The sequence below is a fragment of the Prescottella agglutinans genome (assembly GCF_004011865.1).
Taxonomy (GTDB): Bacteria; Actinomycetota; Actinomycetes; order Mycobacteriales; family Mycobacteriaceae; genus Prescottella; species Prescottella agglutinans.
In genome coordinates, this window is the sequence record NZ_RKLP01000011.1 from 21940 (window position 1) to 45822 (window position 23883).

Annotated in this window: 21 protein-coding genes; 6 read left to right on the forward strand and 15 right to left on the reverse strand. The window is 68.5% G+C overall.

Annotation, left to right across the window (positions count from 1 at the left end; genetic code table 11):
- Positions 1 to 48: 48 nt before the first annotated feature.
- Genes EGT67_RS19590 through EGT67_RS19600 form a run of 3 tightly spaced genes read right to left on the reverse strand, consistent with a single transcriptional unit; the run spans position 49 to position 3112 of the window.
- Positions 49 to 810, reverse strand: a complete 762-nt coding sequence (locus EGT67_RS19590; protein WP_127917772.1) for an SDR family oxidoreductase — start codon at positions 808 to 810, stop codon at positions 49 to 51.
- The gene (locus tag EGT67_RS19595; protein ID WP_127917773.1) at positions 810 to 1883 is read right to left on the reverse strand and encodes a phosphotransferase family protein; all 1074 of its coding nucleotides are present in this window, start codon (positions 1881 to 1883) and stop codon (positions 810 to 812) included. The genes EGT67_RS19590 and EGT67_RS19595 overlap by 1 nt, the downstream gene beginning before the upstream one ends.
- A complete protein-coding gene (locus tag EGT67_RS19600; RefSeq protein ID WP_127917774.1) occupies positions 1880 to 3112 on the reverse strand; it encodes an acyl-CoA dehydrogenase family protein in 1233 nt (410 codons plus the stop codon). The genes EGT67_RS19595 and EGT67_RS19600 overlap by 4 nt, the downstream gene beginning before the upstream one ends.
- Before the next feature lie 92 nt (positions 3113 to 3204).
- Here EGT67_RS19600 and EGT67_RS19605 point away from each other — a divergent pair, with 92 nt between their 5' ends.
- Positions 3205 to 3786, forward strand: coding sequence for a TetR/AcrR family transcriptional regulator (locus tag EGT67_RS19605; RefSeq protein ID WP_127917775.1), 582 nt, complete (start codon positions 3205 to 3207; stop codon positions 3784 to 3786).
- Between the two features lie 56 nt (positions 3787 to 3842).
- Positions 3843 to 4493, forward strand: coding sequence for a class I SAM-dependent DNA methyltransferase (locus tag EGT67_RS19610; RefSeq protein ID WP_127917776.1), 651 nt, complete (start codon positions 3843 to 3845; stop codon positions 4491 to 4493).
- Here EGT67_RS19610 and EGT67_RS19615 read toward each other — a convergent pair whose 3' ends face one another.
- The 3 genes from EGT67_RS19615 to EGT67_RS19625 all read right to left on the reverse strand — a co-directional run bounded on the left by EGT67_RS19615 (position 4494) and on the right by EGT67_RS19625 (position 10137).
- Complete coding sequence (locus EGT67_RS19615) at positions 4494 to 6125, reverse strand: hypothetical protein (RefSeq protein WP_421958151.1); 1632 nt, start codon at positions 6123 to 6125, stop codon at positions 4494 to 4496. It lies immediately after the preceding gene.
- A gap of 108 nt (positions 6126 to 6233) precedes the next feature.
- Entirely contained in the window at positions 6234 to 7865 is a 1632-nt protein-coding gene (locus tag EGT67_RS19620; RefSeq protein ID WP_421958148.1) for a hypothetical protein, read from the reverse strand.
- A 133-nt stretch (positions 7866 to 7998) separates the two neighbouring features.
- A complete protein-coding gene (locus EGT67_RS19625) occupies positions 7999 to 10137 on the reverse strand; it encodes a transglycosylase domain-containing protein (RefSeq protein ID WP_127917777.1) in 2139 nt (712 codons plus the stop codon).
- Between the two features lie 173 nt (positions 10138 to 10310).
- Between EGT67_RS19625 and EGT67_RS19630 the strand changes: the two genes are divergently transcribed.
- Genes EGT67_RS19630 through EGT67_RS19640 form a run of 3 tightly spaced genes read left to right on the forward strand, consistent with a single transcriptional unit; the run spans position 10311 to position 12633 of the window.
- The gene (locus EGT67_RS19630) at positions 10311 to 10712 is read left to right on the forward strand and encodes a GntR family transcriptional regulator (RefSeq protein WP_127917778.1); all 402 of its coding nucleotides are present in this window, start codon (positions 10311 to 10313) and stop codon (positions 10710 to 10712) included.
- On the forward strand, positions 10709 to 11569 hold the full coding sequence (locus EGT67_RS19635; RefSeq protein WP_127917779.1) for an ABC transporter ATP-binding protein: 861 nt from the start codon (positions 10709 to 10711) through the stop codon (positions 11567 to 11569). Before EGT67_RS19630 ends, EGT67_RS19635 begins: the two co-directional genes overlap by 4 nt.
- Positions 11566 to 12633, forward strand: a complete 1068-nt coding sequence (locus tag EGT67_RS19640) for an ABC transporter permease (RefSeq protein WP_127917780.1) — start codon at positions 11566 to 11568, stop codon at positions 12631 to 12633. Before EGT67_RS19635 ends, EGT67_RS19640 begins: the two co-directional genes overlap by 4 nt.
- A 129-nt stretch (positions 12634 to 12762) precedes the next feature.
- Here EGT67_RS19640 and EGT67_RS19645 read toward each other — a convergent pair whose 3' ends face one another.
- From EGT67_RS19645 to EGT67_RS19655, 3 genes are all read right to left on the reverse strand, one after another.
- Positions 12763 to 13203 carry a hypothetical protein gene (locus EGT67_RS19645; RefSeq protein WP_127917781.1) on the reverse strand — a complete coding sequence of 147 codons (441 nt, stop codon included), beginning with the start codon at positions 13201 to 13203 and terminating at the stop codon, positions 12763 to 12765.
- A 34-nt stretch (positions 13204 to 13237) separates the two neighbouring features.
- Positions 13238 to 13780, reverse strand: a complete 543-nt coding sequence (locus EGT67_RS19650; protein ID WP_127917782.1) for a DUF2231 domain-containing protein — start codon at positions 13778 to 13780, stop codon at positions 13238 to 13240.
- Between the two features lie 151 nt (positions 13781 to 13931).
- Positions 13932 to 14462, reverse strand: a complete 531-nt coding sequence (locus tag EGT67_RS19655; RefSeq protein ID WP_164877617.1) for a GtrA family protein — start codon at positions 14460 to 14462, stop codon at positions 13932 to 13934.
- A gap of 433 nt (positions 14463 to 14895) precedes the next feature.
- On the opposite strand from EGT67_RS19655, the gene EGT67_RS19660 reads away from it, so the two are divergent.
- Entirely contained in the window at positions 14896 to 16440 is a 1545-nt protein-coding gene (locus tag EGT67_RS19660) for an MFS transporter (protein WP_127917783.1), read from the forward strand.
- Between the two features lie 40 nt (positions 16441 to 16480).
- Here EGT67_RS19660 and EGT67_RS19665 read toward each other — a convergent pair whose 3' ends face one another.
- The 6 genes from EGT67_RS19665 to EGT67_RS19690 form a co-directional block, all read right to left on the reverse strand.
- Positions 16481 to 18760: a transglycosylase domain-containing protein gene (locus EGT67_RS19665; protein WP_127917784.1), complete on the reverse strand. Its 2280-nt coding sequence runs from the start codon at positions 18758 to 18760 to the stop codon at positions 16481 to 16483.
- 254 nt (positions 18761 to 19014) lie between these two features.
- A complete protein-coding gene (locus EGT67_RS19670; protein ID WP_127917785.1) occupies positions 19015 to 19212 on the reverse strand; it encodes a hypothetical protein in 198 nt (65 codons plus the stop codon).
- A 1-nt stretch (position 19213) separates the two neighbouring features.
- Positions 19214 to 20029, reverse strand: coding sequence for a carbohydrate ABC transporter permease (locus EGT67_RS19675; protein ID WP_206612448.1), 816 nt, complete (start codon positions 20027 to 20029; stop codon positions 19214 to 19216).
- Positions 20030 to 20175: 146 nt separating this feature from the next.
- Positions 20176 to 21270 (reverse strand): carbohydrate ABC transporter permease, encoded by a 1095-nt coding sequence (locus tag EGT67_RS19680; protein WP_127917787.1) that lies wholly within the window; start codon positions 21268 to 21270, stop codon positions 20176 to 20178.
- A 34-nt stretch (positions 21271 to 21304) separates the two neighbouring features.
- Positions 21305 to 22591, reverse strand: a complete 1287-nt coding sequence (locus EGT67_RS19685) for an ABC transporter substrate-binding protein (protein ID WP_127917788.1) — start codon at positions 22589 to 22591, stop codon at positions 21305 to 21307.
- Positions 22592 to 22724: 133 nt separating this feature from the next.
- Positions 22725 to 23807, reverse strand: a complete 1083-nt coding sequence (locus tag EGT67_RS19690) for an ABC transporter ATP-binding protein (protein WP_127917789.1) — start codon at positions 23805 to 23807, stop codon at positions 22725 to 22727.
- Positions 23808 to 23883 lie beyond the last annotated feature (76 nt).

A 23883-nucleotide genomic window follows, 5' to 3' on the forward strand; every position in this document is an offset into this window, starting at 1 on the left:
AGGTCAAGCCGGTTTCGTCGGCGAACTAACGACGGCGGGGAATTCGGCTCACGCCATTTTCGCAACCACCGACAATGGCAGCACCTTCATTGCCACGGACAGCGGCGCCCACGGCCACGCCGGGACATACGCCTTGTTCGGTTCCTTCTCGATGGCCGCGGCCAGGGCCCGGCAACCGGTCTCGGTGTCGACGATGAACGGCACCTTCTTCACCTTCTCGTTGATCTCCGACCGGATGAAGCCGGGGAAGACGGTGGAGACGTCGATGCGGGTCTTCGCGAGGTCGGCCCGCATGCCCTCGCCCAGGGCCGCGACACCCGCCTTCGACGCCGCGTAGGTGGTGAGGTTGCGGGGCATCCCGCGCATCGCGCTCATCGACGAGATCAGCACCACGTGGCCCGAGTTCCGGGGGCGGAACAGCTCGAGCGCCGCCTCGCTCTGCGCGAGCGCGCCGAGGAAGTTGGTGCGGGCGGTCGCCGCGTTGGCGCGAAAGTAGCCGGTGCCCAACGGCTGTCCCTTGCCGAGGCCGGCGTTGACGATCACCCGGTCCAGGCCGCCGAGTTCCTCGTCGAACTCCCGGAACACGCCGAACACCTCGTCGTGGACGTCCACGTCGAGCTTGCGAATCGCGACGGTGATCTGCGGATGCGCGGCCAGCAGTTCGTCGCGCAGTTCCTCGAGCCGCTCGATGCGGCGGGCCGCGAGCGCGAGATTGCGTCCCCGAGAGGCGAATTCGCGGGCCATACCGCGACCGAGCCCCGAGCTGGCGCCGGTGATGAGAATGTTCCTGCGCGGCGTGCGGCTGCCCACTACTTGCCCTCCGTCATGGTGTCGATCAGTTCGTTGCAGCGGGTGTCCAGGTATCCCACGGCGATCCAGAAGTGCTCGAACGCCGGGTTGGTGGTCTGCCCGTGGTGGTAGCGGTAGTAGATCTGCTGCGCGATCACCGCGAGCCGGAACAGCCCGAAGACCTCGTAGAAGCCCCAGTTGTCGATGGGTAGACCCGTTCGCTCGCCGTAGTATTCGACGATCTCGCGGCGGGTGAGCATGCCCGGCAGGTCCGACGGCTGACGCTTGGTGGCCAGCATCATCGGGTGGTCGTCGGCCTGTACCCAGTAGGCCAGGCTCGACCCGAGGTCCATGAGCGGGTCGCCGACGGTCGCGAGTTCCCAGTCCAGCACGGCCCGCGGCGTCAGGTCGTCGCCGAGGACGACGTTGTCGAGGCGGAAGTCGCCGTGGATCACCGCCGACGCGACGTCCGCGGGTCGGTTGTCCGCGAGCCACTTCGTCACCCGCGCGAAGTCGGGAACGTTGTCGGTGCGGGCGGCCGCGTACCGCTTGGTCCAGCCCGCGACCTGCCGGGCGACGTAGCCTGTGCCGCGGCCGAACTCGTCGAGGCCCGACTGCGCCGGATCGACGGCGTGCAGTTCGATCAGCAGGTCGACCACCCGCAGGCACAGCTCCCGCGTGTTCTCCGGGGTGAGCCCGAGTTCGGCCGGGGGAGCGGACCGCAGGATGGTGCCCTCGACGCGCTCCATCACGTAGAAGTCGGCGCCCAGCACCGCCGGATCGGTGCATAGGCCCACCATCGTCGGCACGTGCGGATACACCGGCGCGAGCAGCGACTGGATGCGGTACTCGCGGACCATGTCGTGCCCGGACGCCGGCTTGGCCCCCGCCGGGGGTCGGCGCAGCACCAGGTCGCGGTCCGGGTAGCGCAGCAGATACGTCAGGTTCGACGCGCCGCCCGCGAACTGGCGCACCTCGGGCACACCGCTCGACTCCCCGGAGGTGTTGTCCCGCAACCACCGGGCGACGGCATCGACGTCGAAGGCGTCCTCGTCGCGGACGGCGCGGGCGTTGCCCGGAAGCTGTGCGGTCACTGGTACTTGCCCAACTCGAACCGTGCCACCAGGCCCTGGTGCACCTCGTCCGGCCCGTCGGCGAGGCGCAGCGCCCGCGCCACCGTCCAGGCGCCGGCGAGCGGGAAGTCATCGGACAGGCCTCCGCCGCCGTGGATCTGGATGGCGAAGTCGATCACCTGCTGCGCCACGCGGGGTGCGGCGACCTTGATCTCCGACACCGCGGACCGGGCGCCGGCGATGCCCTGGGTGTCGAGCAGCCACGCGGTGTTGAGCACCAGCAACCGCAACTGGTTGATCGCGATACGGGCGTCGGCGACGCGTTCGCGGTTGCCGCCCAGGTTGATCAGCGGCTTGCCGAATGCGACGCGCTCGGTGCCGCGACGGATCGCCAGTTCGAGCGCCGCCTCCGCGAGGCCGACCAGGCGCATGGCGTGATGCACCCGACCCGGGCCGAGCCGACCCTGCGCGATCTCGAATCCCCTTCCGGGACCGGCGACGATCGCGTCCAGCGGCAGTCGGACGTTCGTGAACGACACCTCGCCGTGGCCGCCGGGTTCGTCGTAGAAGCCCATGGTCGACAGCATCCGCTCGACCTTGACGCCGGGGGTGTCGATCGGCACCAGCACCATCGAATGCCGTTGATATTTGTGCACTTCCGGATCGGTGAGGCCCATGAAGATCAGGATCTTGCAGTCCGGGCTGCCGATGCCGGTGCTCCACCACTTGCGGCCGTTCAACACCACCTCGTCGCCCTCGACGACGGCGGTCGCGGCCATGTTGGTGGCGTCGGACGACGCGACATCGGGTTCGGTCATGCAGAAGGCGGAGCGGATCTCGCCGTCCAGCAACGGCTTCAGCCAGCGCTCCTTCTGCGCGGCACTGCCGTAGTGGTAGAGCACCTCCATGTTGCCGGTGTCCGGGGCGTCGCAGTTGAAGACCGCGGCGACGAAGGGGGAGCGGCCCATCTCCTCGGCGAGCGGCGCGTACTCGACGTTGCTCAGGCCGGCGCCGAGTTCGGCGTCGGGCAGGAAGAGGTTCCACAGTCCCTGCGCGCGAGCTTTGGCCTGCAGTGCGCGGAACTCGTCGGACACCTGCCACATCGCGGCGCCGGACACGTCGGCGCGCTGCGCGAACTGCGCCGCCCGCTCGGCCCGCAGGCGTGCCTCGACCGGGGCGACCTCGGTCGCGATGAACTCGCGCAGACGGTCGAGGTATTCCTTCGACCGCGCGCTCTGGGCGAAATCCATGCCAGCCTCCGTGACGTCGACTAACTGAGCATTGCTCAGTTAACCTAAACGTAGACTTGCCTCGCAATCAAGATCCTGGACGGTGTCATCTCGTGTCGACCGAAACCGCAGCCCCCCGGCGGCGGCTCCCGCCGGAGGAGCGCAAACGGCAACTGGTCGCGATCGGCCTGCAGGAGCTGGCGACGCGCCCCATCCACGCGCTGTCGATCGACCAGGTGGCCGAGAAGGCCGGCATCTCCCGCGGCCTGCTGTTCCGGTACTTCCCGACCAAGCACGACTACTACGTCGCGGTCGTGGGCGCGGCCGCCCGGCGCCTGCTGCGCGCGGCGGTCGCCGATCCCGACGACGCGTCCGGTGAGCCGCTGCGCGCCGTCGTGTACGCGTTCGTGTCGTTCATCGACCGGCACGGGGCCAACTACCAGTCGTTCTTCCACGGCGGCTTCGGCGCCGACCCGCAGATCCGGGAGATCCGCGAAAGCATGAAGAACACCATGGTCGCCCGCACCCTCGAGGCCACCGGTACCGAACCGACGCCGGCCACCCGCCTGCTGCTGCGCGGCTGGTGGTCGATGGTCGAGAGCCTCGCCATCGACCGCACCGCCGAGCCGGTCTTCACCGTCGACGACGTCGTCGACCGAGCCCTCGCGGCGCTGCCGATCCCGCACGGCCGCTAGGCCTGTCCGGCGGTTCGGTCGTCCGGCGGTCCGGGGAGGCTCTAGCGTCGACGCCTGTGACCGAACCCTCCCAGCACCTTCGTGCGACGGCCGAGGCCTACGACGCCGTGGCCGTTCGTTACGCCGAGTTGGCGCGCGACGAACTCGACTCCCTTCCGCTGGATCGCGCGGTGCTGGCGGCGTTCACCGAACTCGCGCGGGACACCGACTCGGGGCCCGTCGCCGAACTGGGATGCGGCCCCGGGCGAGTGACCGCGCACCTGCGGGACCTGGGGCTCGATGTCTTCGGCGTCGACCTGTCACCGGTGATGGTCGAGTTGGCCCGCGACACGTACCGAGACCTGCGATTCGAGGTCGGCTCCATGGATGCGCTGGACCTGGCCGACGGCACGCTGGGCGGCATCGTGTCCTGGTATTCGGTCATTCACACCCCACCGCGGGACCTGCCCGCGTACTTCGCCGAGTTCCGGCGGGTACTCGCGCCCGGCGGCCACCTCCTGCTCGCCTTCTTCGAGTCGGAGGGCGAGCCGGTCGCGAGGTTCGACCACCGGGTGACGACGGCCTACCGGTGGCCGATCGACGGTCTCGCCAGGCTGGCCGCCGAAGCCGGATTCGTCGAGGTCGGCCGGATGCTGCGCGAGCCCCGCGCAGACGAACGGTACCGCCGGGGCCATCTGCTGATGCGCAGCTGCAGCCGACTCCCGTGATCAGCGCACGACGAGATCGGTGTCGGTGGCGCTGAGGGCGATCGGCGCAATCCGCTTGTCGCGCATCCAGTCCCGAACGAACGCGTCGAGCACCGGATCGCCGCCGCGCGCGTCGAACGCCGCCTGCGGGATCTCGATCGCACCGACGAGATGCCGTGGCTGCGAATCGAGTCCGGCGCCGCGCGGCGCGAACCGCAGACCGTCCGCGGTGTGCACGATCACCGGGATCCGGGTGCCGTCCGGCGCGGTCACCGTGGCCCCGCGCGTGGTCGCCACCGGATCGAAGTGGTCGATCGAGAGCCGGTACCCGGACGGACCGGCCTGCAGCCCGACCTGGTCGAGCAGGCGCGGATCGAGGATGGAGTACGGCAGCACGCTGTCCACGAGGACCTGACCGTCCACCCACGCGTCCCGCGACGGCAGGGTGGTCGACAGGTTCCACGGCGCCGGCGGCGCCAGCGTGTCGGCGGACCGATCGCGCTGCGAGTTCTCCAGCGGCGTCCCGGGCAGGTCCGCCCCGGTCGCGGCGAACTCCCACGACGGCGCGTTCAGGTGCTTGTGCCAGAAGCCGGTGACGCCGCCGCGGCTGCCGGCGACCCGCAGTTCCCGCGCGTCGGGACCGACGCCGGTGGAGTGGACGCTGATCGCCGAGGTGATCTCGCCGGGAATCTTGGGCTGACGCTTCCAGTCCTGTGCGGGCAACTGGATCGCGGCGTACCCCTTGAACCACGACTCGAACGCCGAGTTCGGCGCGGTCGGCCTGCCCGTCTGGTCGTCCCAGCTGTAGCGGAAGAAGATGGAGTCCGAACCGGATGCGTCGGGATCGAAGTTCCGCGTGTACATGTCGCCGTACTTGTTGACGACGAACGTCGTCGACGCGGACGACGACAGCGCCACCGACCGGAACCGGCCGCCCAGCGGACCCCCGATCTCGTAGCTGTCGTCGATAGGCAGCCACGGGTCGGCGTACGTGATGCGACTGCCGTCGCCCGTCAGCGACGGCACCATCGTCATCTTCGCCAGGCCGTAGTAGTGCAGGCGGCCCGCGACGTCCGCGTAGGTCTGGTTGTCCCACGGCGACGCGACGCTCAGCGCCCACTGCCCGGCCTCCCCGCCCAGCAGCTTCTTGCCGCCGCCGGTCCAGATCGGGGCCCCGAACGCGGACGTCCAGTTCCACGTGAGCGGGGTCTGCGACGCGTTGTCCATCGTGTAGATCCAGCCGTCGGCGTCGATGGCGGCCAGTTCGTCGTCGTCGGCCGAGATGCCGACCAGTCGATTGCGCAGGCACTCCGGCAGCGGCGCGTACCGCCACGGCTCGGTGTTGCCGCCGGTCCATGATCGCGGCCGGGTCAGCAGCGCGCCGTCGACCAGCGAGAAGTCCCAGAACTTGTTGAACTGTGTTGTCTGCGTCCGCAATTCGACCGATGCCGGGGCGTGGTCGCCGACGAAGACGGGGAGGTTGGCGAGGCCGTCGCGCGCCCCCATCGAGGGAAGGCCCGGAGGCAACTGCGCGGTGCCGAACGGGACACACGACGGCGGACCCGACGCGGTGTCCGCGGCGGCCGATGGTGCCGTCGCCAGCAGACCCGTCACTACGGCCACGGACACCACGGGGGCGCCGAGACGGGACAGGAAACGCTTGCGATGGGCACGATCTCTCACGCCCTGGAATATTGCCGCGTCAGGACCGGTCGTTACATTTCGGACAAAAGTGTGATCCAGACCATGGGTGTGCGCGGATCAGCGAATCACGAGATCCGCATCCGTGGCGCTGAGGGTGATCGGCGCAATCCGCTTGTCGCGCATCCAATCCCGGACGAACGCGTCGAGCACCGGATCGCCGCCGCGCGCGTCGAACGCCGCCTGCGGGATCTCGATCGCACCGACGAGATGCCGTGGCTGCGAATCGAGTCCGGCACCGCGCGGCGCGAACCGCAGACCGTCCGCGGTGTGCACGATCACCGGGATCCGGGTGCCGTCCGGCGCGGTCACCGTGGCCCCGCGCGTGGTCGCCACGGGATCGAAGTGGTCGATCGAGATCCGGTACCCGGACGGGCCGGCGTGCAGCCCGACCTGGTCGAGCAGGCGCGGATCGAGGATGGAGTACGGCAGCACGCTGTCCACGAGGACCTGACCGTCCACCCACGCGTCCCGCGACGGCAGGGTGGTGGACAGGTTCCACGGCGCCGGCGGCGCCAGGGTCTCGGCGGACCGATCGCGCTGCGAGTTCTCCAGCGGCGTCCCGGGCAGGTCCGCCCCGGTCGCGGCGAACTCCCACGACGGCGCGTTCAGGTCCTTGTGCCAGAAGCCCGTCGACCCGTCGCGGCTGCCGGCGACCCGCAGTTCCCGGGCACCCGGCCCGACCCCGGTGGAGTGCACGCTGATCGCCGAGGTGATCTCGCCGGGAATCTTGGGCTGATGCACCCAGTCCTGCGCCGGCAACCGGATCGCCGCGTAGTCCCGATTCAGGTACTCCGCGAACAGGTTGGGAGCAGTGGGCTTTCCGCCCTGGCTGTCCCAGCTGTAGCGGAAGAACACCGAATCCGAACCGGAGGCGTCGAAATCGAAGTTGCGCGTGAACATGTCGCCGTACTCGTTCGTCACGAACGTCGTCGACCCCGCCGACGACAACGCGACCGACTGGAACCGCCCGCCGAGCGGCCCGCCGATCTCGTAGCTGTCGTCGTTCGGCAGCCACGGGTCGGCGTACGTGATCCGACTGCCGTCACCGGTGAGCGACGGCACCATCGTCATCTTGCCCAGCCCGACGTGATGGATGCGGCCGTCGGCGTCGACGTAGGTCTGGTTGTCCCAGGGAGACGACACGCTCAGCGCCCAGGTGCCCGGCGCCGGCCCGGCGACGCGCTGCCCCGACCCGAACCACAGCGGTGCGCCGAACGCCGACGTCCAGTTCCACGCCAGCGGCGAGTGCGACGCGTTGTCGAGCGTGTAGATCCAGCCGTCGCCGTCGACGGCGACCAGTTCGTCGTCGTCCACCGAGATGCCCACCAGACGGTTGCGCAGGCACTCCGGCAGCGGCGCGTACCGCCACGGCTCGGCGTTGCCGCCGGTCCACGATCGCGGCCGGGTCAGCAGCGCACCGTCGACCAGCGCGAAGTCCCAGAACCGGTTGAACTGCGTTGTCTGCGTCCGCAGTTCGATCGACTTCGGTGCGCCGTCACCGACCAGGACCGGCAGCATCTCGAGCCCGTCGCGGGCACCGGTCGACGCCATCCCCGGGGGAAGCTGCGCGGTACCGAAAGGTACGCAGGAGGCCGGGCCGGTGGTGGGGTCGGCACCGGCGACCGGCGCGGACACCAGCAGCCCGGCCACCGCCACGGCGCCCGCCAGCGGCGCGCGCAGACGAGACACCGACAACACACGACGACGCGCAGGTTCGGACACGACCACGAGTAGACCCTCCGTTCATTGAAACTTCAATCAGAGATAGGCCACGTACGTCGTGGAACTTGACCCATGTCACTACCGCGGGTCGCCCCTCGGATCACCCCGGCAGGGTGATCTTGACGCCCGGCAGGATCTCGATGACACGGGGACCCGGCGGCGGAAGAGCCGGCAGCTGCAGCTCGGGCGGCAGGCCCGGAACCGGTGCGTTCGCCGCCGGGGCGGGAGCGGTCGTCGTCGGGCTGACGCCGGTGAAGGCCGGCACACCGGCCTGGCCACCGATCGGATCGGGCCACGGGAACTTCTCGACCGGAACGTCCTCGAGCGCGCCGTCCATCGTCTTCTTCCAGATGTCCGCCGGCAGACCCGAGCCGTACACCAGCCCGCCCCAGCTGTTCTCGATCGCCTTCGCGTCGGCCGTACCGACCCACACCGCCGTGGACAGCTGCGGCGTGTAGCCGACCATCCAGGCGTCCTTGTTCTTCCCGGTGTCGCCGAGCTGCGCGGTCCCGGTCTTCGACGCGGACGGGCGGCCGCCGGCCAGCCCGTGCCCGCGCGAGTACGCCGCGATCGGCAGCATCGCCTGGGTGACGTTCTCGGCGACCGCGGCCTCGAGCCGGCGCTCGCCCTCCGGTGCCGGACGGTCGAGCAGCACGACACCGTCCGCCGTCACCACCTTCTGCACGAAGTACGGCTGGTGGTAGATGCCCGACGCCGCCAGCGTCGCGTACGCCGACGCCATGTCGATCGGCCGGGACAGATACTGACCCAACACGATTCCGTTCTCCGGCGGTCCGCCCTCCTGCGTGAGCGTCGGGTACTGCCAGCCGGGAACCGTCTCGGGGATGCCGGCCTGGTGCGCCGCGTCGGCGATCTTCTGCGCGCCGTCCTCCATCCCCAGCGTCAGCCGGTAGAAGCTGGTGTTGAGCGAACGCTTGAGCGCCTCCGCGATGGTGCACTTGCCGCACGATTCGCCCTCGACGTTGCCGATCGTCACGCCGTAGACGGAGAGCGGGCCGCTGTCGTACGTCTGGGACAGCGGTATGTCCTGCTGCAGTGCGGCGACCAGACCGAAGACCTTGAACGACGACCCGGTCTGCAGGCCCGCCTGCGCGAAGTCGAAGCCCTTGCCGTCGGTGCCGCCGTAGTAGGCGCGCACCGCCCCCGACCGCGGGTCTATCGACACCACGGCGGTGCGCAGGTTCTCCGGTTCGCCGTCGAAGGTGTCGGCGACGGCCTCGATGGCGGACTGCTGCGCCCTGGGGTCGATGGTCGTGGTGATCTGCAGGCCCTCGGTGTTGAGGTCCTGCTCGCTCACCCCGGACGCCGCGAGTTCGCGCAGCACCTGCGTGCGGATGAGGCCCTCCGGCCCCGGCGCCTCGCCCGAGTCCGCGGCCGGGGCGGAGGGCAGCACCGCCGGGAACGCGATGGACTGGCGCTCGGCCGGCGGCAGCGCCGACATCGACACCATGCCGTCGAGCACGTAGTTCCAGCGGGCCGTCAGGGCTTCGGGGTTCGTGACGGGGTCGAGGCTCGACGGGCTCTGGATCACCGCGGCGAGCACGGCCGCCTCGCTCACCGTCAGGTCGGCGAGCGGCTTGCCGAAGTACGCGTTGGACGCGGCCGCGATGCCGTACGCGCCGCGACCGAAGTAGATGGTGTTGAGGTACGCGGCCAGGATCTCGTCCTTGGACCACTCGCGGGCCATCTTCGACGAGATGACCAGCTCCTTCATCTTGCGGCTCACCGACCGCTCGGATCCGACGAGGGTGTTCTTCACGTACTGCTGGGTGATCGTGGAGCCACCGCCGGCGCTCTCGCGGCCGAGCACGTTGTCGCGCGCGGCGCGGGCGAAGCCGGAGATCGAGAAACCGGGGTTGGAGTAGAAGTCGCGGTCCTCGGCCGACAGCACGGCGTTGCGCACCTGCACCGGGATCTGGTCGATCGAGACCTCGGTCCGGTTGCCTTCCGGCGGCACGATCCGGGCGATCTCGGTGGCCCCGTCCGACGCCAGGATCGTCGACACCTGGTTGGTCCGCATGTCGCCCGGCCGCGGAACGTCGGCGTCCCGGTATGCGACACCGAACGCGACGAGCGGTGTGACTATGAGCAGGACCAGCACGCACAGGCTCACGTACAGCGCGATCCGGCGACCCTTGCGGCGAGGTTTGCGAACTTTGGCCTTCGGGTTCGCCCCGGCCTTGTGCTTGCCGGTGTTGCCGGTGTTGGTTGAATTCACAATCAAACTTCCGTCTCAATAGTGCACTTGACACGAATTTTCACACTGGTCGGTACCTTCGAGCCACTTTTGGCACGACACGCGGCCCGCCGCAAACCCGTCGGACGAGTTGACAGCGGGCGTCACCTGCGGCAATCTCCATTTCACTATTGTTGTAGTGAAATGGAGATTCGATGGTCGAGTTCCACATCAACCGTCGATCCGGGATCCCCGCCTACGTCCAACTGGTCCTCCAGGTGAAGCAGGCGCTGCGCCTGGGAGACCTGAGGCCGGGCGACCAACTGCCCACCGCGAAGGAAGTGGTCGGGGCCGTGACGGTCAACCCCAACACGGTCCTCAAGGCGTACCGGGAACTCGAGAACGAAGGGTTGGTGGAGGCCCGACCGGGTCTCGGCACCTTCGTCACCCAGTCACTGCTCAAACCCGGGATGGCGGAGCGCAACGCGCTGCAGACCGCCCTGGCCGACTGGGCGCGTCAGGGCGCGGACGCCGGACTCGAGCGCTCCGACCTCGAGGCGCTCGTGGCGGCGGCATTGGACAACGAATTCGGTGAGGACACAGGGGGGTTCACGTGAGCGAGACGATGACGGCAGCGCTGAGGCTGCACGACGTACAGAAACGATTCGGGCGCAACGAGGCGCTGCGGGGGTGCACGTTCGACGTCGAACGCGGCAGCGTCACCGCCCTCGTCGGCGCGAACGGCGCAGGCAAGTCGACGCTGATGTCGATCGCGGTGGGCCTGCTCGAGCCCGACGCCGGGGAGGTGACCGTGCTGGGGCGCCGGCCCGACCGCCGCGGCATCTGCCCGGGACTCGCCTACGTCGCGCAGCACAAGCCGCTGTACCGGGGCTTCTCCGTCGCGGACATCCTGCGGTTCGGCGAGAAGACCAACACGACGTGGGACGCCGCGTACGCCACGCAACTGGTGACCGAGGCACAGATCCCGCTGTCGGCGCGGGTGAAGACGCTGTCCCCGGGCCAGCGCACCCGAGTCGCCCTCGCGCTCGCCCTCGGGCGGCGCCCCGACGTGCTCCTGCTGGACGAGCCGCTCGCCGAACTCGACCCGCTCGCCCGACGCTCCGTCGTCCGCACACTCATGGAGGACGCCGCCGACCGCGGCACGACGATCGTGCTGTCGTCGCACGTGCTGTCCGAGGTCGCGGAGATCGCCGACCGACTCGTGATCCTCGGCTCCGGCAAGGTCCGCCTGTCCGGGGCGCTCGACGACCTCCTCGACGACCACTACCTGCTCACCGGCACCGCCGACCCCACGCCCGTGATCGGCGCCGGCGCGCTCGTCGAATCGCATCAACGCACCCACCTGGTGCGCGGCGCCCGACCCGCGCCGGGCGACGGCTGGCGCGTGGAGGCGCCGAACCTGGACGACATCGTCCTGGCCTACCTGACCGAAACCGACGGAGCCGCAGCATGATCTGGAGCACTTGGCGGCAGCATCGGACGACGATCGTGGCCGCGGTCGGCGGAATCCTGGCCTTGGCGGTCGTGGCGTTGGTCTGCGGCGCGCTCGTACGGAAATCCGAGAACCCGGTGTTCTACGGCAGCGGTCTCGGATGTTTCATGGGGGAGCGGTCCGCGGAATGCTTGGCGCAGGCGGCTCTCACCTACCTCGTGCTCGCGACCGTCGTGCTGCCGGTGGTTCTCGGCGCACTCGTGGGTGTCACCGTGTTCTCACCCGACATCGAACGCGGCACCCATGTTCTCGGACTCTCACAGTCGGTCAGTCGGTCACGCTGGTACTGGACGCGCATTCTCGTGGTGTTCGTACCGATCACGATCGCTATGACGATCCTCGGAGCGGTGCTCGAATGGACTCGCTCCGTCGGAATCGAATCGAACTTTGCGTACGTGAGGCAGGGCGTGTGGGGCGGGTACTCGCGTCTGACGTTCCCGCTGTTCCAGTCGACGAGCGTGGTCGCGGGCGCCTACACCTTCCTCGCACTCGTCGTCGGCAGTTGCTTCGGCCTCCTGTTGCGCAACACACTGGCGGCAATGGCGATCACGGTCGTCGCGCTGGCCGCCGTGATGGTCGGATTCCAGGGTGGCGCTCGACCGCACTATGCGACTGCCACCGTCGAGGCACAGCCTCTGGCAGGCGCGAGCCGCGGCGTGGCGTATGTCAGCGACGACTCGTCCGGAAACGCGTGGTTGCTGAGCAACGGACACGTTGACGCTGAAGGCAACAGGGTCGACATCCCGTTCGACGTGTGCAACAGCTTCGGCGCGGAGGCGGAATGGAATCAGCGTCCCGACGAGACCGGGGCACAGTACGAAGCCCGCCGGGAAATCATCGTCGCCGAACAGGAACGCGAATTCGTCGAGTGCTTCCGCGCGCAGGGCGCCGACCACTTCGAGGTTCGCTACCACCCCGACAGCCTCTTCCGACGATTCCAACTCATCGAAGTGGCACTGGTGCTCGCGCTGTCGGCGCTGTTGTTGATCCCGTCGCTGTGGGCGCTGCGCAGGCTGCGCCCCTGACGCATCGTCCGTCGAGTGCTTCGTGTCGACATCGCAGTCTCCGACGAACCTTGCCGCCCTGCGCCTTTCGGTCGATCGTCCAGTGACGAAGAGATCGAATCGACTGACCGGCCGTGATCGGCGATCCTGTCAGCTACCACCCACCCCGAGGGCGGTCAGCAGCACCAGGATGACGGTCACGACGGCGAACACCCCGTGGCCGCCGACGACCGCAACAGGGAAGTGCTTCTCCGCCGGGTCCAGCGGCTCCTGGGGCTGTTCGCTGCCCGCACCGACCGCCGCTCTGGCGCGATAGGTGGGAATCCACCGCACCAGCATGGCGAACCCCAGGAGCGCGACCGGAATCAGCAGGCCGAACGCAACCCAGGCGAGCGCAACCTTGTCGACGATGAGGTAGACGATCCAGACGACCAGGCCGGCGACGGCGAGTGCGAAGTGTCCGAAGATCAGCGCGGGCGGGAAGTGGCTGGTGCGGGGTGACCGTGTCCCGCCTTTCGCGATCCAGGTGGCCAGCATGTAGAAGCCGCCGGCCGCCGTGAGTAGCCAGGTCACGAGCGCTGCGATACCCATGTCATCTCCTAACACGTGGTGGGCGAAGGGGCGATCACGGCTGCACCCGACGCGCCGGCCCGGCGGTGGGGCCGAAGCCCTCCGCCTGGTCTGCGTCGTAGACCACCCGGACCCCGTAACGGAAGGCGAGCTTGCCGCCGAGGTATCCGGAGACGCCCAGAGCGATGATGCCGACCACCGACAGCGCGATCGGTCCGATGTCCACCGGATCCGGCTGCCCATAGTCCGATCGGCGCCAGAGGAAGTTCACGGCAAACGACACTGTCACAGCCAGATTGAGCGCCATATGAACCAGGCCGGTACGAAATGCCGGCGTCCCCGTCGGTATCCCGAACAGGTCGAGGAATCCGACCATCGCCGCGGCCAGAGCGCCGAGCACCCCGATCGCGATCAGCCATTCCGACCCCTGGGCCAGGAATCCGGGCTGGTCGACGATCCGCGAAGCAAGGTCGAAGACCAGGCTGGCCACCCACGCCCCGATCGGGACCGTCACCAGGATCGGGTGGAACGGGTGACCGTACGGCCCGGCCAGCCCTGCGCTGACCGGACGCTTTCCGCGGTCTGCTTCGTCGGGCACACCGACCACCCACTTCACCCCCGCGAGGTTCAGTCACTTTCAGCGTGGTCCACTTGTCGAACCTGGTCAAGACCACCCGTTCGGATCCAACCCGGTGACCGCCACTCGCTCGCTCACCGGGCGGGCGGACGACCGGTTTCGGCGCAGTGGTTCAGGGCTCGACCACCTGGACCGTTTCGCCATCTTCCTGTTGTGGAACAACAGGACTCGGAAAGACGAACTTACGCATGGCCCACCAGCGGAACACGGTGGCGAGGAGGGTCCCGACGATGGTGGCACTGATGAAGTCGGCGAGGTTCTCCGCGAAGAGAGACACATGCGGTGTCTGGAGAGCGAAGACGTACCGTGAAACCGCAAGCGGCAACTGGTTGATTACGAGTCCGATGCAGGCAACCAGGAAGAACAGGGCTGCCTCGTGCCGACGCTCGCGACCACCACGGGAAGTGAAGGCCCACTCCCGGTTGAGCACGTACGACAGCACCGTGGCGATCAGTACCGCCACTACATTGGCCGTGACCGGCTTGGCCTCCAGGACTGTCCACTTCAAACCGAAGAACAGCACCGACGTGGCGACGAACGCGATCGAACCCACCGTCAAGAACTTCAACAGTTCCGCGTTCCGCACGAACATGGACAACAACGGTGTCGGCATTCGAGCAGCGACAAACCGAATCAGAACCATCTGATACAGCCTACCGATCGAAAGCGTGACGAAGGGACCAACTTTCGGGTGAAATAGGGGGTTGGATGTCGGACGGGCGATTACGGAAGCCCCACGAACCGACGGATCAAGATCGCAATCGGCCCGAGCACGCCTACCGTGGCGGATGGCGCGTCGACCGATCCGGCGACCGAATCCACCCATATCGGACATGCCCTAGCGGAGAACGGAATTCGTTAGGTAGAGCACCGATCCGACACCGGCCACGAAGTGTCCCACTGAACGGGCATGTGACTGGCGTCACTGTTTGGACGCCAGTGTGATGTGAGGGCACCGTCAGCCGGCCGAGGGTGCCACGGTGGGCGTGGTCGCACGCCCATCTGCTCCGGAGACTCCCCCATGGCCTGAAAACACTTGGGCCTGCTTCTTATTGGTTTCTGAAAGGATTCCACGGATGGTCACCACCCCGACCGGCGGCGCTACGCCGTCGCCCACCGACCCTGCGGGTCGGACCCACGAGGAAGGCTGGAGCCCCCGGCTCGCCCTCTCGCTGCTGTCGATCGTGCTTCTGCTCGAACTGCTCGCCGTCAGCTACATGATGATCTCGACGGCTCTGCCGGCGATCTCCATGCACTACCAGACCACCCAGGGTGCGTGGCTGTTGACCGCATTCCTGCTGGTCGGCGCCATGGCTGCGCCTCTGATCGGCAAGCTCGCCGACATGTACGGCAAGCGCAAGATGCTGCTGGCCTGCGTCGGGATCGCGCTCGTCGGATCGTTCCTCTCGGCGATTGCCACGTCGTACGCGATGATGATCGCCGGCCGCTGCCTGGCCGGCCTGATGGTGCCGACCCTGTTCCTGAGCTACTCGCTGATCCGTGACGTGTTCCCGCCGAAGACGGTCGCCCTCGCGGTCAGCATCGCCACCAGCGGCATGGGCCTGATCGCGATCGCCGCGCCCTTCCTCACCGGCTGGCTGCTCGACGACTACGGTTTCCGCGCCATCTTCTGGTTCTTCGTCATCTGCCTGGTCGTGCTCGGTGGCCTGATCCAGCTCACGACGCCCGAGTCGAATGTGCGCCTGCGCTCGCGGATCGACCTCGTCGGCGCGATCCTGCTCGGCGGCGGCATCGCGGGCATCCTCATCGCGGTCAGCTTCGGTCCCTCGTGGGGCTGGACGGACGGCGGCACCCTGGCCTACCTCATCGGCGGCATCGTGCTCCTGATCGGCTGGGTCGTGTCCGCGCGGATGATCAAGGAACCGCTCATCGACCTCGAGGTGCTCGGCAAGCGTCCCGTGCTGCTCACCACGATCAGCGCCGGCGTCGTCTACGGCTCGTCCGGCCTGTTCACCATCCTGCTGCCGATGATGGTCATGACCCCGGCACTGTTCGGCCTGGGCTACGGCTTCGGCGTCGACGCCGAGGGCTTCGCGCTGTACCAGGTCCCGATCGGTGGCGCCGTCGTCCTCGGTGGCCTGCTCGTCGGCACCCTGGTCGGCCGCAACATGCGTCCGCGGCCGCTGCTGGTGACCGGCCTGCTGCTCAACGCCGTCGCATTCGCCCTGATCGCCCAGACGCACGACACCAAGTCGATCGTCATGATCATCTGCGCGGTCTTCGGTTTCGGCATGGGCATGGGCTACGCCTCGATCCCGAACCTGCTGATCGAGGCCGTGCCGCCGCAACTGCAGGCCAGCTCCGCCTCCATGGTGGGCGTCTCGCAGTCGGTGTTCCCGGCCGTGCTCCCCGTCATCGCCTTCGCGGTGATGAACAACTCGCACATCGTCCAGTTCCCGCCGGAGATCCAGGCGACGCTGCAGGGTGCCGTGTTCTACGACGACGCCGGCTTCCAGGTGGCCTTCTGGATCGGCGCGGTCTTCGCCCTCGTCGGCGCGGTCGTGGCCTTCCTCCTGCCGCGCAACATCGCCCAGGTCGAGGTTCCGGCCTCGATGGCAGGCACGTCCACCGACGGCGACGAACTGGTCGCCGCGGGCTGACGGCTGAACGATTCCGAGTTATCCACTCGCCGAATCGAACTCAGCCTGGTAGGGGAATCGTCACCCCGGGGAGGATCTGAATCCCCGGCGCCGGAGCGGGGACCGGCGCCGGGGGAGGGGGAGCCGGTGCCGGTGCCTGCGGAGCGGGCACCGGCACCTGTTGTTGCGGCGCAGGGGCATTCCACTGCCGTTGCGGAGGAGTGCTCTGCGACTCGGGGACCGGCACCTGCGACTGGGTCCGGGCCGGGGGAGCGGACCACTCCGGCTCCTCCTGATACGTCTGCGCGGACCGCTGGCGCGTCGGCGCCTGCTCGGAGTAACCCTGCTCACTGGTGGCGACCGGCGAGTTCCCACCGGAGGAAGTGCCCGTCGACGGGGGCCGGGACTGCTGACCGCCGGCCTGCTGCGCCGTCGCGAACTGCTCGTTGGGCGTACCCGCGAGCGCGCCGTCCATCGTCTCCTTCCAGATGTCCGACGGCAGACCGGAGCCGTATATCGCTCCACCCCAACTTGTCTCGATGGCCTTGCCCTCCGCGGTTCCCACCCACACCGCGGTCGACAGCGACGGCGTGAACCCGACCATCCACGCGTCCTTGTTCTCACCGGTGTCGCCGAGCTGCGCGGTACCCGTCTTCGCCGCCGACACGCGTCCACCGGCGAGTCCGTGATTGCGCGAATACGCCGCGATGGGGACCATCGCCTGCGTGACGGCGTCGGCGATCGGCGGATCGATCCGCTGTTCACCGTCGTTCGGGGCCCGGTCGAGCAACACTCGACCGTCGGCGTCGACCACCTTCTGCACGAAGTACGGCGGGTGGTACTTGCCCGACGCCGCGAGCGTCCCGTACGCCGACGCCATGTCGATGGGCCGGGTCTGGTACTGACCCAACACGATTCCCGTCTCCGGGGGTCCCCCGAACTGGGTGAGGCTCTCGTGGTCGACGCCCGGGATCTGCTTGGGGATGCCGGCCTGGTGGGCGGCATCGGCGATCTTCTGAGCGCCGTTCTCCATCGACAGCGTCAGCCGGTAGTAGCTGGTGTTGAGCGACCGCTTCAGTGCCTCCGCGAGGCTGCACGTCCCGCAGGTCTCGCCCTCGACGTTCTTGATGGTCAAGTCGCCGACCGTCAGCGGCGCGCTGCTGAACTGCGTCGTCAACGGCACCTTGTCCTCGAGCGCGGCGACGGCGGCGAAGACCTTGAACGACGACCCCGTCTGCAGCCCGGCCTGCGCGAAGTCGAAGCCCGCGCCCTCCGCCCCGCCGTAGTACGCGCGCACCGCCCCCGACCTGGGGTCGACCGACACGACCGCCGCGCGCAACTGGTCGGGCTGCTTGGTGAGGGTCCGGTTCACCGCGTCCACCGCCGCCTGCTGCGCCTTCGCGTCGATCGTCGTGGTGATCTGCAGTCCGCCGGTGTCGATGTCGGTCTGGCTGATCCCCGCCGCCTGGAGTTCGTGGGCCACCTGCGTCCGGATGAGCCCCTCCGGTCCCGGCGCGACGTCGGACGGCGGCTCCGGCAGCACCGCCGGGAACTGGGTGTTCGCGCGCTCGGCGGCGGCGAGCACCCCCATGTCGACCATGCCGTCGAGCACGTAGTTCCACCGCGCCCTGAGCCCGTCCGGGTTCGTGGCGGGGTCCAGCGCGGACGGACTCTGGATCACCGAGGCCAGCACCGCGCCCTCCGCGAGGGTCAACTGGTCGACGGGCTTGCCGAAGAACGCGTGGGACGCCTCCCCGATCCCGTACGCGTTGCGCCCGAAGTAGATGGTGTTGAGGTAGGCGCCGAGGATCTCGTCCTTGGACCACTGCCGCGCCATCTTCGCCGACACCACGAGCTCACGGGCCTTGCGGATCACGTTCCGGTCGGTGCCGACCAGCGCGTTCTTGACGTACTGCTGCGTGATCGTCGAGCCGCCACCGGCGCTCTCGCGCCCCAGCACGTTGTCGCGACCGGCCCGCAGGAACCCCGAGATCGAGTACCCGGGATTGGAGTAGAAGTCGCGGTCCTCCGCCGAGAGCACCGCGTTGCGGACGTACCCCGGCACCTGGTCGAGCGGCACCTCGGTGCGGTTGCCCTCCGGTGGCACCACCTTCGCGACGACCGTCGATCCGTCCGACGCGAGGATCGTCGCCACCTGGTTGCGGTGCATGTCCCCGGGGCTCGGGACGTCGGCGAGCAGGTACGCCGCACCGAACAGGACGAGCGGGACGACCACCAGCAGCGCGACGATGCGCAGGGCGGTACGGGTACGGCGGCGGGATCGACGCCCGCGCTCGGGCCGTGACGGTGTGTCGGGCTTCGTGCTGCTCGTGGGATTCACGCGCGCAACTTCCGGTCCGCAGGCGGCGATCCAACCGGACCCCAACCGGGGTCAGTCGAATCCGGTCGTCCCTCGATCGTCGCACTTCGTCGCGTGGACGGCACGTGATTGTCGATCGGCCCAGGACGAACCGGGCATACCCGGCGTCGCTTCTTCCCCCCTCGTCCCATCCGCGTTTTGCGCACTTATCGCGCGCCCGTGGGCCGAATCCTCGCGATAAGTGCGCAAAACGCGGGGGAGGGGGAGATCGGGCGTCAGGTGCGGCGGTGCAGGACGAGCGCGCCGCCGAGCAGCACGACGCAGGCGAGGAGGACCAGCGAGGCCGTCACCGACGGCTCGCCGCGCACGATCGGGACGACCGCCGCGACGAACGCCATGAACGTGAAGAAGCCGAGAATGCCGATGAGCATCTCGAGGGACTGGCGTCCCCGCGACGGCCTGCCGGACGGCATGTCAGCTCTTCACGCCGCCGGCGGTCAGGCCCGAGACGATGCGGCGCTGGAACACGAGCACCATGATCACCAGCGGGATCGTGACGAGCGTGCCGGCCGCCATGATCGCCGCGTAGGGCTGCTCCCACGAGTTGGCGCCCGCGAAGCGGGCGATCGCGACGGTGACCGGTTCGGTCTTCTCGGTCGACAGCAGGCTGGCGAGCATGAACTCGTTCCACGTCGCGATGAAGGCGAGGATCGCGGTGGTGAACAGCGCCGGCGCAGCCAGCGGCAGGATCACCAGCCGGAACGCCTGGAAGCGGCTCGCGCCGTCGATCCGGGCGGCCTCCTCGAGCTCCCACGGCAGATCCGACAGGAACGACGTGAGCGTGTAGATCGTCAGCGGCAGCACGAACGAGATGTTCGGGATGATCAGAGCCTGGTACTGGCCGATCCAGCCGAAGTCGCCGAACAGCTGGAACAGCGGCGTCATGAGCGCGACCGTGGGGAACATCGACGCGCCCAGGATGATGCCGGTGACGATGTACTTGCCGCGGAACTCGATCCGGGCGAGCGCATACGACGCGAAGACGCCGAGCAGCAGACCGACGGCCGTCGTGACGACGCCGATGATGAGGCTGTTGACGATCGCGCCGAGGAAGTCGTTGCCCTTGTCCGTCGACAGCGCGGCCCGGAAGTTGTCGAGCGTGACGTACGTGGGCCACGGCGTGGTGTCGAAGGTGTGGTCGACCTGCCGGAAGGCGGTGACGACCATCCAGTAGAACGGCGCGAGGCCCCAGATGAGGATGATCGCGACGCCGAGATAGGTCCGCGTCATCTTGGCGCGGTCGCTGCGCCGACGGCGCTTGCTCGGGGCCGGCGGTTCCTGCTCGGCCGCGGCGATCGGGTCGGCGACGGCCACGGACATCGGCGTCGACGACAGTTCGTGCGGTTCGAGGTCCTCGGGCTTGCTGTGACGTCCCATCAGCGGTCCGCTCCCTTCCGCTGTTCGTCCTGGGTGCGCACGGCGTTGGCGCCGAGGAACTTCACCATCACGAACGCGACGGCGAAGATCAGCAGGAAGATCAATGTCGACAGCGCCGACGCGCTCTGGAAGTTGCCCTGCCGGATGTCGGCCATCACCAGGATCGACAGCGTCGTGTTGGGCGTCGCGCCGGAGGTGCCGGACAGGATCGCGGGCAGGTCGTACATGCGCAGCACGTCGAGGGTGCGGAACAACACCGCGACCATGAGCGCCGGCTTGACCAGCGGCAGCGTGATCTTGGTGAACCGCTGCCACGCGGTGGCGCCGTCGACCTTGGCGGCCTCGTAGACGTCCTGCGGGATCATCTGCAGGCCGGCGAGGATGAGCAGCGCCATGAACGGCGTCGTCTTCCACACGTCGGCGATGATCACCGCGAACCGCGACGCCCACGGGTCGGTGGTCCACGCGATGGAGGTGCCGAGCAGCTTGTTGGCGATGCCGTTCTCGGCGAAGATGAAGAACCACAGCTTCGCGGTGACCGCGGTGGGGATGGCCCACGGGATCAGCACGCTCGCGCGGAGCAGGGACCGGCCCCAGAACGTCTTACCCATCACCGTCGCCATCCACAGGCCGAGGAGCACCTCGATCGTGACCGTGACGACGGCGAAGAACAGGGTGACGCCCAGCGCGGGCCAGAAGTCGTGGGCCAGGGTGCCGGGCGGGCACGACCCGGCGCCCGCGCCGCAGTCCTGCACCAGCCACTGCGCGTAGTGCTTGAAGCCGGCGAACCCGCCCTCGGTGAAGCGGCCGGTGTCGGGATCGATGCCCTTGTTCGCCTGGAACGACAGCAGCACCGCGCGTATCACCGGGTACACGATGACGACGGCCAGGATCACCATCGTCGGGGCGATCAGCCAGATCGGGCGGAAGTCGCGCTTGCCGCGCGCAGCGACCACCTTCGGTTCGTCGTCGTGACCCGTGCGCCCGGTGTCGGGTGCTTCGCGCCCGGAAGCGCGACCGCCGTGGTCGGAGTCGTCGACCCCGACCACGGCGCGGGCCTCGTCTGCTCGCCTCAGCTCAGCAGAGTCAGCCATCGTGCGTTTACCTGATCTCTCGTGTTGGACGTGCCTACTTGGCGGCGTTGTTGATCGCCGCGGTCATGTCGGTGACCGCCTGGTCGACCGTGACCTTGCCGTTCAGCGCCGCGCTCGCGTTGTCCTGGATGGCCTTCGAGATCGCGGTGTAGTACGGCGTGACCGGACGCGGCTTGGCGTTCTCGAGAGCCGCCTTCAGCGCCGGCAGGTACGGGTACTTCGCCTGCAGGGCCGCGTCGTCGTAGACCGACTTCAGGACCGGCGGGAACGACGCGTCCGCGAAGGACATCTGGTTTTCCTGGTTCTGGATGAACTCGACGAAGTCGTGCGCGGTCGCCTTGTTCTTGGAGAAGACGTTGATGCCGTTGTTGTAGCCACCCAGGGTCGACGCACCGGCGCCGGTCGGGCCGACGATCGGGGCGACGCCGACGTTGCCCTTCACCTTCGACTCGTCCTTCTGGGCGTTGTCCCACATGTACGGCCAGTTGTAGGCGTACATCGCCTCGCCGCCGACGAACGCGAGGTTGGTCTCCTCCTCGGTGAAGCCGGTGGAGCGCTTCGAGATCTGTCCGGCCTGGTAGGCGTCGACCATGGCCTGGATGCCGGCCTTGGACTGCGGCGACTCGACCTCGGGGGTGCTGCCGTCGGCGCCGACGACCGCGCCGCCCCACGAGTTGATGAACTGCGTGGTGTTGACGGTCAGGCCCTCGTACTGCTTGAGCTGGGTGACCATGCAGTCCTGGACGCCCTTGTCCTTGGCGACCTGGCAGCTGTCGGTGAGCGCCTTCCAGTCCGCGGGGGCCGCGGGCGTGAGGTCGGTGCGGTAGTACAGCAGCTGCGCGTTGGTGTTCTGCGGTGCCGCGTACAGGGTGCCGCGGTAGGTGGCGGACTCGACGGTGGCGGGCAGCAGCGGCGCGGTATCGATCGCGAGCGCGCCCTCGAGCGGCTGCAGCCAGCCGTTCGCGGCGAAGCCCGCGGTCCAGACCACGTCGAGCGCCATCACGTCGTAGTCGGCGTTGCCGGCCTGCAGCGACTGCTCCAGCTTGTTGCGCTGGTCGTCGGCCTCACCGGGCAGTTCCTTGAGCGAGACCTGCTCGTCCGGGTGGGCCGCGTTCCACTTGGCGATCACGGGCTGCAGCTTGTCGGTGTCGTTCTTGCCCATCGCGAACGAGATGGCGCCGCGACCGTCGAGGTTCTGCTTGACGGCGTCGTCGGCGCTGGTGCTGCCGCCGCCGTTGTCGCTCGAGCAGCCGGTGAGCGCGAGCAGCGCGACAGCCGAGGCCGCGACTGCGATCCGTGACCGCGTGTTGAAGGAACGCATGGTCCACCTTTCAGATAGACGTCTCCGGCCCCCGCGGACGGGAACTCCACCGGACCGAGGCATATGTCGCCGCTCACTCTCGCACGAACGGGACCCGATTTCGGTCATTACCCCCAGACTGGATCGGTCAGGGTCACCCGAGCCGACGGCCGTCGGTGACGGAGAACAGGTGCACCTCCGACGGGTCGACGTGCAGATTGACCCGCTCCCCGCGACGCGGGGGATTGCGCCAGTCGGCCCGCGCGACCATCTGGTGCTCGCCGGGACCGCCGACCCCGGTCCGTCCGTACACATAGGCGTCCGAGCCGAGCTCCTCCACGACGTCGACGTCGAGCGGGATACCCGCGTCGCCGGTGGTCGGCTCGAGGTGCTCCGGGCGGATGCCGAGCACGACCTGCCCCTCCGGGATCTCGGCGATGGTTTCACGGGAAACCGGGATCACCGCGTCGCCGAGCGCGACACCGGCGTCGGTGACCGGCAGCGTCAGCAGGTTCATCGCCGGCGAACCCATGAACCCGGCCACGAACTGGTTCACCGGGCGGCTGTACAGCTCGCGCGGCGACGCGCACTGCTGCAGGACGCCGTCCTTGAGCACCGCCACGCGGTCACCCATGGTCATCGCCTCGACCTGGTCGTGGGTGACGTAGACGGTGGTGGTGCCCAGCCGCCGCTGCAGCTGCGCGATCTGGGTCCGGGTCTGCACGCGCAGCTTCGCGTCGAGGTTCGACAGCGGCTCGTCCATCAGGAACACCTGCGGCTGCCGCACGATCGCGCGGCCCATCGCGACGCGCTGGCGCTGACCGCCGGACAGCGCCTTGGGCTTGCGGTCCAGGTAGGGCTCGAGGTCGAGCATCCTGGCCGCCTCCTGCACGCGCGTCTTGATCTCGTCCTTGGGCGTCTTGGCCAGCTTGAGCGCGAAGCCCATGTTCTCGGCCACCGACATGTGCGGGTACAGCGCGTAGTTCTGGAACACCATCGCGATGTCGCGTTCCTTGGGTTCCTGGGCGGTGACGTCCCGGTCGCCGATGAGGATGCGGCCGTCGTACACCTCCTCGAGACCCGCGAGCATGCGCAGCGAGGTGGACTTGCCGCAGCCCGACGGGCCGACGAGCACGAGGAACTCGCCGTCCTCGATGTGCAGGTCCAGCTTGTCGACCGAGGGGGTCGTCGCGCCCGGGAACAGGCACGTGGTCTTGTCGAACGTCACCGAAGCCATGGTGGAGCGATCCCTTCACCGGCAGGAACGTGCCGGACGATCCGAGTGAGGGTGCACGGGTGTGCGGGCAAAGCAT